The sequence below is a fragment of the Mycobacterium sp. E1715 genome (assembly GCF_001667625.1).
Taxonomy (GTDB): Bacteria; Actinomycetota; Actinomycetes; order Mycobacteriales; family Mycobacteriaceae; genus Mycobacterium.
Window position 1 is genome coordinate 1 of sequence record NZ_LZJJ01000346.1, and the last position, 13,100, is coordinate 13,100.

The following is a 13,100-nucleotide window of genomic DNA, read 5'->3' on the forward strand; positions in this document are numbered from 1 at the left end:
AGCCAGTCGACGTACTCGTCGATGCCGATGCCGTCGTCGTGCGGGTTCATCACGTGATACGTCTCGAACCCTTCGACCACCTGGGAGCCGAGCGTGGTGACCGCCTCGGCGACGAACTCCACCGGCAGCGCGTCGAAGTGCGAACGCTGCCGGTTGCCCTCGGCGTCCAGCTGGTAGAACGACCGCGGAGCGATGCCGGTGGCCACCAGGCTCAGCACCATCCGGGTGAACATGTCCGACAGGTTGAACTGGCCGGCGTAGCTGGTGTCGGACAGGATCATGTCCGAGCGGAACACCGAGACGGGCAGCCCGCACAGGTCGTTGGCCTCGCGCAGCAGCACCTCGCCGGCCCACTTGCTGTTCCCGTAGCCGTTGGCGTAGCTGCCGTCGACCTTGCGGATCGGGCTGATGACGCGGATGTCGGCGTCTTCGGTGAACGCCGCCGGATCGATCTGGCGGCCGACGTCCGAGGTCGACACGTACGCGTACGGCTTCATCCTGCTGGTCAGCGCGATCCGGATCAGCTCGGCCGTGCCCGCGACGTTCGGGCCGAACAGCTCGCTGTAAGGCAGCACGCCGTTGACCAGGGCCGCCGAGTCGACGATCAGGTCGACGGTGTCGGCCAGCCGCTCCCACGTCTGCTCGTCGAGACCCAGGCCGGGCTGACCCTTGTCACCGGCGATCACCTCGAGGTGGTCGGCCGCGAGGTCCTGGAAGTAACGCAGCAGCTTCGGGTCACCGCTGTCGAACGTCTTCTCCAGCCGCTGACGCGCCTCCTCGTCGGAGCCGCCCCGCACCAAGCAGATCAGCTTGCCGCCCACCAACTCGAGCTGCTCGAGCCACTGCAGCGCCAGATAACGCCCCAGGAACCCCGTCGCCCCCGTCAACAGGACCGTCCGCACCTCCGAGCTCGGCCCCGGCAGCGCGGGCGCGGCGCTCAGCGTCGCGGCATCGATGAACCTGTCCAGAGTGAGATCGCTGGCGTAGACCTGCGTGGCATCAGGTCCGTGCACGGAGGCGAAGCTGGGGCCGCCGGTCTCGGCTTCGCCCGCAGAGCCGGCATCGCGTTCGGCCCGGTGGGCGAGGCCCCGCACCGACGGCGCCTCGAACAGGGTGCGCACCGAGAGGTTGGCGTCGAGGGCCGTGTTGATCTCGGCGATCACCCGCATCGCGGACAGCGAATCGCCGCCCAGGTCGAAGAACGAATCCTCGACCGACACCCGCTGCAATCCGAGCACGCGGCCGTAGATGTCGGCCAGGGTCTCCTCCACCGGCGTGGCCGGGGCCCGGTACTCGCCACCGGTCTTCTGGTACTCGGGGGCGGGCAGGGCGCGCTTGTCGAGCTTGCCGTTGACGGTCAGCGGCAGCGCGTCCAGCACGACCACCGCGACCGGCACCATGTAGGCGGGCAGGCGCTCACCCAGCTGGGCCCGAACCTGGGCGGGGTCGGCGGTGCCGGTGATGTAACCGACCAGCCGCTTGTCGCCGGGGCGATCCTCGCGGGCGATCACCGCCGCCTGCTCCACCCCGTCCAGACCCGCCAGGGCGGCCTGGATTTCGCCGAGCTCGATGCGGTAGCCGCGGATCTTGACCTGCTCGTCGACTCGGCCCAGGTACTGCAGTTGGCCGTCGGCGCCCCAGCGCACCAGGTCCCCGGTGCGATACATCCGGGCGCCGGGCGCTCCGAACGGGCAGGCGATGAACCGCGAGGCCGTCAGGCCCGGGCGGCGCGCATAGCCGGACGCCACGCCGCGACCGGCGATGTACAGCTCACCGACGACGCCTTCGGGCGCCGGCCGCAGCCACTTGTCCAGGACGAACAGGGCGGCCCCGGGGACCGGGGAACCGATCGGCGCTCCGCCGTCCGCGCTCAACGGCGCGCTCATCGCCGCGTACACCGTGCCCTCGGTCGGACCGTAGGCGTTGATCAGCACCCGACCCGGCGCCCACCGCTCGACCACCTCGGGCGGGCAAGCCTCGCCGGCGACCACCAGGGCCATCGAGTCCAGCCCCTCCGGGGAGAGCATTCCCACCGCGGACGGGGTCTGGCTGAGCACGGTGACCTGCTCCGCGACCAGCAGCGCGTGCAGCTCCTTCGGGGAACCGGCCACCGACTCGGGCACCACGACCAGCCGGCCGCCGTGCAACAGCGCGCCGAAGATCTCGTGGACCGAGACGTCGAAGACCAGCGAATGCCACTGCGCCCACACACCCGGGTCCGGCAGGTCGGCGTGCAGCTTCTCGAGCAGCTGCGTCGCGTTGTGGTGCGTGACCGCCACGCCCTTCGGGACACCGGTAGTGCCGGACGTGTAGATCAGGTACGCGATGTCCTCGGGGGCCGGGCCCGGCAACGCCGTGGCGGGCTGGGCGTCCAACGACGGGTCGTTGACGTCGATCACCAACAGGTCGGAGCCGTCCAGCCGCGACCGCAACTCGGCCGTCGTGACGACGCCGACGGGCGCGGCGTCGGCGAGCACGAACTCGATCCGCGCCGCCGGGACCGCCGGGTCGATCGGCAGATAGGCCGCGCCGGTCTTCAGCACCGCCATGATCGACACGATCGCCTCGGCCGACCGGGACAGCAGCAGCGCCACGCTTTCGCCCGGCCGCGCGCCGTGCTCGGCCAGCAGGTGGGCCATCCGGTTCGCGGCCTCGTCGAGCTCGCGATAGCTCATCGAGTGGCTGTCGAACGTCAACGCCGGCGCCTCCGGCGTCCGGGCCACCTGCTTGGCGAATAGCGACACGATCGACGCCTTCGCGCCCACGGGCGCGGTCAACACCGACCGATTGCCCCACTCGTCGAGGCGGGCGCGCTCGCCCCCGTCCAAGACGTCCATCGAGGACAGCCGCTGACTGGAGTCGGCGGCCATGCCCGCCAGCACCCGCTGGAACCGTTCGATCAGCGACTCGATCCCGGCGGTGTCGAACACGCTCGTGTCGAACTCGACGCGCAGGCCCAGTTCACGGCCCGGAAGCGCCATCACCGAGAGCGGGTAGTGGTTGTACTCGCGGTTGGTGACGTCGGTGATCGCCAGCTCGTGGAAGCCCAGCGGCACGCTGGTGTCGATCGGGTAGTTCTCGTAGAGGAACAGTGTGTCGAAGAGCTGGTCGTGACCGGTGACGCGGTGAATCTCGTTCAGCGCCAAGTGCTCGTGCTCGATCGTGTTGTTGTGGGCGTTCTGCAGCTGCTGCAGCAGCTCGACCACGGTGGTGGCCGCGGTGATGTTGGCGCGCACCGGCACGGTGTTGATCAGCAAACCCACCATCGACTCGGCGCCGACCAGGTCGGCCGGCCGGCCGGACACCGCGGTGCCGAAGGCGACGTCGTGCTGGCCGGTCAGCCACATCAGCAGCTGCGCCCAGGCGCCCTGCAGCACGGTGTTGATGGTGGTGTGGCAGGAGCGGGCGAGTTCGCCCAGCGCCCGCGTCGTCTCGGCGGGCAGCCGGTACGACTCGACGCCCCGCCGGCCGAGGCCGAGCCGGGCCGGCGGCCCGACCAAGGTGGGCGCGTCGAACCCGGCCATCACCTCGGCCCAGGCGCCGCGGGCCGCCGTGCGGTCCTGGGCCGCGAGCCAGGTCAGGTAGCTGCGGTAGGACGCGGGCGCGGGCAACCGGTCGCCGTAGTAGCTCGTCAGGATCTCGCGCAGCATGATCGGCAGCGACCAGCCGTCCATCACGATGTGGTGGTTGGTCAGCACGAACCGGTGCCGGTTGTCGGCGGTGCGGATCAGCGCGGCGCGGAAGGCGGGCCGGTTGGCGAGGTCGCTGACCGCGGCGCGCTCGGCGGCGCAGAGCTGTTCGATCTTCTCGTCGGGGTCCAGGTCGTCCGCACCGAGCTGGATGTACCGCCACGCCATCACCGGGTCGGCCGGGATGACCTGCACCGGCTCGCCGAACTGGGGGCAGAATCGGGCCGCCAGGTTGGGGTGCCGGTCGACCACGGCGTGCACGGCCTCGCGCAGCCGGTGCGCGTCGAGGTCTCCGGTCACGGTGATGCCGAGTTGCACCGCGTACACGTCGTCGCCCACGTCGTGCGCGAAGCTGGCGTGGAAGAGCAGCCCCTGCTGCAGCGGGGTCAACGGCAACACGTCGGCAACCGCGTACTGCTGGCATAGGTCGTCGAGCTGCTGCTGGGTCAGTCGAGCGGGCGCGATGTCCGACGGCGTGAACCCGCCCCCGCCGCTGCGTACGTGCGCGCAGATGCCGGCCAGGGCCTCGAACCACAGCTGGCTCAACCGGCTGACCTGCTCGTGGTCCAGCGCCGAGGGCGCCCAGGTCCAGTTCGCCTGCAGGTGCGGGCCGGCCTCGGTGTCCATGGTCCCGGCGTTGAGGTCGACGGTGTGCATCAGCGGCATCGGCAGCGCCGCGCTCGCGGCGCCGGTGAACGACAGGCTGTCCTGGCTGATCCGCCACATCTCGCCGGGCAGATCCGCCGCCGCGCCCAGCCGTCCCAGGTAGTTGAACCCGATGACCGGGTCCGACCCGTCCAGGTCGACGTCGGTGTTGACGTAACGCAGCAGCCCGTAGGTCAGCGGGTCGGGCAGGGCACGCAGTTGCTCCTTGGCCTTCTTGACCAGCGCTCCCAGCGCCCGGTCACCGGCCATCACCTGCGCCCAGTCCAGTTCGCCGACGGTCAGCGCGATGGGGTACTTGGTGGTGAACCACCCGACGGTGCGCGACAGGTCGACGTGCGGGCCCAGCTCCTCGTGCCGGCCGTGGCCCTCGACGTCGATGCCGATCGGGGCGCCGGTGCCGACGAACCGCGCCCACGCCAGCCCGAACGCGATCAGCAGGATGTCCTGGACGCCGGCGTGGAACGCCGCGGGCACCTCGCCCAGCAGCGACCGGGTGGTCTCCACGTCCAGCGACACCGAGAGCTGCTTGGCCGTCTCGTAGGTGTCGACGTCGGGGCGCACCGCCGGCAACAGCGCCGGGGTCGCCGCGACCTCTCGCCACGCCTCGGCCGTCTCGACGACCTCGGGCCGCTGGGCGTGCTCCTCCAGCATCGCTGACCACCGGGCGAACGAGGTTCCGCCCGTCGGCAACGCCACGGGCTGCCCGCTGTGGTGCTGGGCCCAGGCGATGTTCAAGTCTTCCAACAGGATTCGCCACGACACGCCGTCAACGGCCAGGTGGTGAATCATCAGCGCCAATTGGGCCGTGGATTCCGCCCACACGGCGCGGAACATGATGCCCGCGGCGGGGTTCAGCTGCGAGCGCGCCGCCACCAGCGCCGCGTCGGACAGCGCGTCGACGGTGTGCATGCACGTGCCGGCGTCGACCGAGCCGACCTCGGGCACATGCATCGACCAGCCGCCCGCGCCGTCGTCGTCGACCCGCAGCCGCAGCGTGGCGTGCCGGTCCAGCAGCGACTGCAGGACCACCTGCACGTCGTCGCGGGTGACGCCGGCCGGAGCCTGCACCACCATGGTCTGGTTGAACTGGTCGGTCGGGCCCTCGACCTGCTGCAGCCAGCGCATGATCGGGGTCGCCGACACCGGGCCGATGCCCTCGTCGACTTCCTCGTCGTCGGAGGCCACGCGGGCCACCCGGGCCAGCTTGGCCACGGTCTGCTCGACGAAGACGTCGCGCGGCCGGCACACCACGCCGGCCGCCCGGGCGCGCGCCACCACCTGCATGGACAGGATGCTGTCGCCGCCGAGGTCGAAGAACGAGTCGTCCACACCGACCCGCTCGAGTCCCAGGACCTGGGCGTAGATGGCGGTCAGCGTCTCTTCGACGGCCGTGGTGGGTGCGCGGTATTCGCCGCTGGTCTTGTGGTACTCGGGGGCCGGCAGGGCGCGCTTGTCGAGCTTGCCGTTGACCGTCAGCGGCAGGGCGTCCAGCACCACGACGGCCGCGGGCACCATGTAGCTGGGCAGCCGCTCGCCGAGCCGGGTGCGGATCTCGGCCGGGTCGGCGGTCCCCGTCACGTAGCCCACCAGCCGCTTGTCGCCGGGCCGGTCCTCGCGGGCGATGACGGCCGCCTGGTCCACGCCGTCCAGCGCGGCGAGCGCCGACTGGATCTCGCCCAGCTCGATGCGGTAGCCGCGGATCTTGACCTGCTCGTCGGCCCGGCCCAGGTACTGCAGCTGGCCGTCGACGCCCCAGCGCACCAAGTCGCCGGTGCGGTACATGCGCGCACCGGGCGCCCCGAACGGGCAGGCGATGAAGCGCGAGGCCGTCAGGCCCGGCCGGCGGACATATCCGGATGCCACGCCGCGACCGGCGATGTACAGCTCGCCCACGACGCCCTCCGGCGCGGGGCGCAACCACTTGTCGAGCACGAAGAGCGCCGCCCCGGGCACGGGCGAGCCGATCGGCGGCGCCCCGGACTCCGCCTTCAGCGGCGCGCTCATCGACGCATAGACCGTGCCCTCGGTCGGGCCGTAGGCGTTGATCATCACCCGGCGCGGGGCCCAGCGATCCACCACCTCGGACGGGCAGGCCTCGCCGGCCACGATCAGGGCGGTCGCATCCAAGCCATCGGGCGACAGCATCCCCACCGCCGACGGGGTCTGGCACAACACGGTGACCTTCTCCGCGACCAGCAGCGCGTGCAGCTCATCCGGCGATCCGGCTACCGACTCGGGCACCACGACCAGCCGGCCACCGTGCAGCAGCGGGCCCCAGATCTCCCACACCGACACGTCGAACACCAGCGAATGCCACTGCGACCACACACCGGCCTTCGGCAGGTCGGCGGGCAGCTTGTTCAGCAGCTGGGTGACGTTCTGGTGCGTGACCGCCACACCCTTCGGGGTACCGGTCGTGCCCGAGGTGTAGATCATGTACGCGATGTCCTCGGGGGCCGGCCCGTCCAGCGCCGAGCTCGGCTGGTCTTCCACCGCCGGGTCGGCCACGTCGACGACCAGCAGGTCGAACCCGTCCAGGCGTGAGCGCAGTTCGCCCGTCGTGACCGCGGCGACCGGCGCCGCGTCGCCGAGCATGAACTCCATGCGGGCCGCCGGGACCGCCGGGTCGATGGGCAGGTACGCCGCACCGGTCTTGAGCACCGCCAGGATGGACACGATCGCCTCGGCCGAGCGCGACAGCAGCAGCGCCACACATGCACCCGGGCGCGCGCCGTGGTCGGCCAGCAGGTGCGCGAGCCGGTTCGCGGCCTCGTCGAGTTCGGCGTAGGTCAGCGAGCGGCCCTCGAACGTCAGCGCCGGAGCCTCCGGCACGCGCGCGACCTGCTTGGCGAACAACGCCGGAATCGACACCGCCCCCGTGACCGGAGCGCTCAGCACCTCCCGGTTGCCCCACTCGTCGAGGCGGTCGTGCTCGCCGCCATCAAGCAAGTCGATCGACAACAATCGCCGCCCCGCGCCGACGGTCATGACTGCTCCTCCACATCTGCGGTCATGGCTTCCAGCACGCGCCTGAACCGCTCAACCAACCTCTCGATTCTGCCCGTGTCGAAGACTTCTGTATCGAATTCGACACGAAGACTTATTTCGTGACCAGGCACGGCCTGGACCGACAGCGGGTAGTGGTTGTATTCCCGATTTGTAAATCCGCTAATAGCCAGCTCATCGACGGCAGACAACGCTGCGGTGTCGATCGGGTAGTTCTCGTACACGAACATGGTGTCGAACAATTGGTCGTGTCCCGTTACACGGTGGATCTCGTTGAGCGCCAGATGCTGGTGCTCGAGGGTGTCGTTGTAGGCGCCTTGTAGCTGGTTGAGCAGGTCGGCGATCGTGGTTTCGGCGCCGATCGTCGCCCGCACCGGCACCGTGTTGATCAGCAGCCCGACCATCTGGTCGGCGCCGGCCAAATCGGTCGGCCTGCCCGACACCGCTGTGCCGAAAGTCACATCGTGCTGACCGGTCAGCCACATCAGCAGCTGCGCCCACGCGGCCTGCAGCACGGTGCTGACGGTGGTGTGGCACGAGCGGGCCAGTTCACCCAGCGCCCGCGTGGTCTCCGCCGACACCTGGAAGGAGGACACGCCGCGGGGCCCCAGGCTGACCCGGCCGGGCGGACCGACCAAGGTCGGCGCGTCGAAGCCGGCCAGCACCCGCCGCCACGCCGCCTGCGCCGCGCCGCGGTCCTGCGCCGCCAACCAGTCGACGAACTTGCGGTACGGCACCGGGGCGGGCAACTGCACCCCGTAGTAGGCAGCGAAGATCTCCTGCAGCAGGATCGGCTTCGACCAGCCATCGAGCACGATGTGGTGGTTCGTCAGCACGAACCGGTGCCGGTTGTCGGCGGTGCGGATCAGCGCGGCCCGGAAGGCCGGGCGCTCCGCCAGGTCGCAGACCGCGGCGCGCTCGGCGGCGCACAGCTGCTGGATCTGCTCTTCCGGTTCGGCGTCTTCGGCGTCGAGTTCGACGTAATGCCACGACAGGGCGGGCTCGGCCGACAAAACCTGCACGGGTTCGCCGAAATCCTCGATGAAGTGCGCCACCACGTTGGGATGCCGCTTGATCATCGTGTGCACGGCGTCGCGCAACCGGTGCGAGTCAAGCGCCCCGTTCACGCTGATGTCGAGTTGGACGGCGTACAGGTCGTCGCTGCCGTGCTCGCTGCCGGTGTGGAAGAGCAGGCCCTGCTGCAGGGGGGTCAAGGGCAACACGTCGGCGACCGGGTAGCGCTGGCACAGCTCGTCGATGTCCCGCTGCGTCAACCGGGCGGGGGCCAGGTCCGACGGAGTCAGGCCGCCGCCACCGCTGCGGACGTGGCTGCAGATGCCGCTCAGCGCGTCGAACCACAATTCGCTCAGGCGGGCCACCTGGGCCTCGTCGAGCGCCGAGCGCGCCCAGGTCCAGTTGGCCTGCAGGAGCGGACCGCCCGCGGTGTCCAGGGTGCCGGCGTTGAGCTCGACGGTGTGCGGCAACGGCATCGGCACCGCGGTCGCCGCGCCGGCGGACGCCAGGCTGTCCTGGTCGAGCCGCCACAGTTCGCTGGACAGGTCGCCGGCGCCGCCCAGCCGCCCGAGGTAGTTGAACCCGATCACCGGGTCGGACACGTCCAGTTCGACGTCGGGATTCAGGTAGCGCAGCAGCCCGTAGGTCAGGCCGTCGGGCAGGGCGCGCAGCTGTTCCTTGGCGTCCTTGACCAGCGCCCCCAGCTCCGCCTCACCCGCGACGACCTGCCCCCAGGACAGCCCGCCGATCTGCAACGCGACCGGGTACTTGGTGGTGAACCAGCCCACCGTGCGGGACAGGTCGACGTGCGGGCCCAACTCCTCTTGGCGGCCGTGGCCCTCGACGTCGATGCCGATCGGTGCGCCGGTGCCCACAAACTGCGCCCAGGCCAACCCGAACGCGATCAACAGGATGTCCTGCACGCCGGCGTGGAACGCCGCGGGCACCTCGCCCAGCAACAACCGGGTGGTGTCGGCGTCCAGCGACACCGACAGCTGTCCCGCACTGACGTAGGTGTCGATGTCGGGCCGAACCGACGGCAACGGCGCCGGGGTCGACGAGATCTGCCGCCACGCGTCGGCCGTCTCGGCGACGTCCGGTCGGCGCGCGTGCTCCGCCAGCAGCGACGACCACCGCGCGAACGACATGCCGCCCACCGGCAGCGCCACCGGCTGCCCGCTGTGGTGTTGAGCCCAGGCGATGTTCAAGTCTTCCAACAGGATTCGCCACGACACGCCGTCGACGGCCAGGTGGTGAATGATCAGCGCCAGCTGGCCGGTGGCGGGCACCCACACCGCGCGCAGCATCGCGCCGCTGGCCGGGTTCAGCTGCGCGACCGCCGTCGACAACGCCGCGTCGGACAACGTCTCCACGGTGTGCACGCAACCGGCGGCGTCGACTTCGCCGACCTCGGACACCCGCAGCGACCAGCCGCCCGCGCCGTCGTCGTCGACCCGCAGCCGCAGCATCGCGTGCCGATCCAGCAAAGCCTGCAGCACCAGCACGACGTCGGCTTCGCCGACCCCCGCCGGGGCCTGCACCACCATCGTCTGGTTGAACTGCTCGACCGGACCGTCGACGCTGTGCAGCCAGCGCATGATCGGGGTCGCGACCACCGGCCCGATGCCCTCGTCGACCACGTCGTCGTCGGTGGCCAGCGAGGCCACCCGGGCCAGCCGGGCCACGCTCTGCTCGACAAAGATGTCGCGCGGGCGGCAGACGACGCCGGCCGCCCGGGCGCGGGCGACGACCTGCATCGACAGGATGCTGTCGCCGCCGAGGTCGAAGAACGAATCGTCGACGCCGACGCGCTCGACTCCGAGCACCTGGGCGTAGATGCCGGCCAGGATCTCCTCGATGGCGGTGCTCGGGGCGCGGTAATGATCGGAGTCGGAGTATTCCGGCGCCGGCAGCGCCCGGGTGTCGAGTTTGCCGTTGACGGTCAGCGGCAGCGCCTCGAGCACCACCACCGCGGTGGGCACCATGTAGGTCGGCAGCCGCTCGCCGAGCTGATTGCGGATCTCGGCCGGGTCGGCGGTTCCGGTCACGTAGCCCACCAGCCGCTTGTCGCCGGGGCGGTCCTCGCGGGCGATCACGGCCGCCTCGTTGACGCCGTCCAGCGCGGCCAGGGCGGCGTGCACCTCGCCGAGCTCGATGCGGTAGCCGCGGATCTTGACCTGCTCGTCGGCGCGGCCCATGTATTGCAGCTGGCCGTCGGCGCCCCAGCGCACCAGGTCGCCGGTGCGGTACATCCGGGCACCGGACCCGCCGAACGGGCACGCCACAAACCGGGTGGCGGACAGCCCGGACCGGCCCACATACCCGTACGCCAGGCCCCGGCCGGCCACGTACAACTCGCCGACCACGCCTTCCGGCACGGGGCGCAGCCACCCGTCCAGGACGAAGAAGCCCAGGTGGGCCAGCGGCACGCCGATCGGGCTGGCGTTGGTGTCGACATCTCCGTCGACGATCTCCCGGAACGAGGCGTGCACCGTGGTCTCGGTGATGCCGTACATATTGATCAGGCGCGGCAGCCCGGGGTGGTGGTGCAGCCACTTGCCCAGCCGGTGGGGTTCGAGCGCCTCGCCGCCGAACACCACCGTCTGCAGCTTCAGCTGCTGGCCCAGCTCGGGTGCCAGCGAATCCGCGGTCTGCAGCGCGTAGAACGCCGACGGCGTCTGGCTCAGCACGCTGACCTGTTCCCGAACCAGCATCGCGTGCAGCTCTTCGGGCGAGCGGACCACCGCGTCGGGGACGATCACCAGCCGGCCGCCGTACAACAGCGACCCGAAGATCTCCCACACCGAGAAGTCGAAGGCCAGCGAGTGGCACTGCGTCCACACCTGCCCCAGCGCCAGCTGCGCGTCCAAGGACTCCAGCAGCTGGGTGACGTTGCGGTGTGGCACGGCCACGCCCTTGGGCGTGCCGGTGGTTCCGGACGTGTAGATGATGTAGGCGATGTTGTCCGGCGCCGGCGCGGGCAGCCCGTCGCCGGTCTGGCCGGCGACGGCGGGGTCGTCGAAATCGATGACGTCCAGGTTTTGGCCGTCGAGCCTCGACCGCACCTCGGCGGTGGTGACGGCGGCGATGGGTGCGGCATCCCCGAGCACGAACTCGATGCGCGCCGCCGGCACCGTCGGGTCGACGGGCAGGTAGGCCGCCCCGGTCTTGAGAACCGCCAGGATGGCCACGACGGCCTCGGCCGTCCTGGGGAACAGCACCGCGACGCGCTCCCCCGGGCCGGCGCCCCGGCTCACCAGCAGGTGGGCCAGGCGGTTCGCGGACTCCTCGACCTCGCCGTACGTCCAGGAGCGGTCGCCGTCGGTGATCGCCACCGCGTCGGGGCCGCGGGCCGCCTGCGCGGCGAACAGCTCCGGAATCGACGCCAGCTTGGGCGCCGCCTCGGCCAGCACCGGCCGGTTGCCCCAGTCGTCGAGCCGGGTGTGCTCGGCGGCGTCGAGCAGGTCGACCGAGGAAAGGCGGCGGGCGGGGTCGGCCGTCATCGCCACCATCACCTGCTGCAGCCGGTCGATGAGCGTGTTGATGGCGGCGGCGGTGAACACCTCGGTGTCGAATTCGACGCGCAGGCTCAGCTCGTGACCCGGCGAGGCCACCACGGACAGCGGGTAGTGGTTGTATTCGCGGCTGCTGAAGTCGGTGATGGCCAGCTCGTGCACGCCCAGCAGCGCACCCGCGTCGATCGGGTAGTTCTCGTAGAGGAACAGGGTGTCGAACAACTGGTCGTGGCCGGTGACCCGGTGGATCTCGGGCAGGGCCAGGTGCTGGTAGTCGACGGTGTCGTTGTGCAGGCGTTGCAGCTGGTCGAGCAGGTCGGCGACGGTGGTGGTCGCGGTGATGGTCGCCCGCACGGGCACCGTGTTGATCAGCAGGCCGACCATCGCGTCCGCGCCCGGCAGTTCGGTGGGACGTCCCGAGACGGCGGTGCCGAAGGCGACGTCGTGCTGGCCGGTCAGCCACGTGAGCAGCTGCGTCCACGCGCCCTGCAGCACGGTGCTGATGGTGGTGCGGCAGGAGCGCGCCAGCTCGCCCAGCGCGTGCGTGGTGTCGGCGGGCACGTGAAAGGCGGCTACGCCGCGCTTCCCGATCTGCCCGAGCGGGCCGACCAGGGTGGGGGTCTCGAAGCCGGCCAGCGCCTGGGCCCACGCCGCTTGGGCGGCGGCGCGGTCCTGGTTGGTGAGCCACGTGACGAAGCTGCGGTACGACGGCGCGGCGGGCAACCGTTCCCCGTAGTAGCTAGCGAACACTTCCTGCAGCAGCACGGGCAGCGACCAGCCGTCGACCACGATGTGGTGGATGGTCAGCACGAACCGATGCCGGTCGCCCGCCGTGCGGATCAGCGCGCCCCGGAATGACGGCTTGTCGGCCAGGTCGCACACCGCGGCGCGTTCGTCGGCGCACAGCTGCTCGACCTGCTCGTCGACGTCGCCGCCGTCCAGCTCGACATACCGCCAGGCCATCTGGGGCTCGGCCGGAATGATCTGCACGGGCTCGCCGAAGTCCTCGGAGAACCGGGCGACCAGGTTGGGGTGGCGCCTGACGGCGGTGTGGACCGCCTCGCGCAGGCGCGCCGCGTCGAGCGCACCGCTGACGGTGATCCCGAGCTGCACCGCGTAGAGGTCGTCCATGTCCTGCGCGAAGGCGGTGTGGAAAAGCAGTCCCTGCTGCACCGGGGTCAGTGGCAGCACGTCGGCGACGCCGCCCTGC

Annotated in this window: 2 protein-coding genes; both read right to left on the minus strand. The window is 70.8% G+C overall.

Features of this window, described 5'->3' with window-relative positions; all coding sequences use genetic code 11:
- The coding region (locus A9X03_RS17510) for a non-ribosomal peptide synthetase (protein ID WP_068262187.1) at positions 1-7,343 on the minus strand (7,343 nt) is incomplete at its 3' end.
- Positions 7,340-13,081 carry an amino acid adenylation domain-containing protein gene (locus A9X03_RS17515; RefSeq protein ID WP_369828426.1) on the minus strand — a complete coding sequence of 1,914 codons (5,742 nt, stop codon included), beginning with the start codon at positions 13,079-13,081 and terminating at the stop codon, positions 7,340-7,342. The genes A9X03_RS17510 and A9X03_RS17515, both read right to left, overlap by 4 nt.
- Between the last annotated feature and the right edge of the window lie 19 nt (positions 13,082-13,100).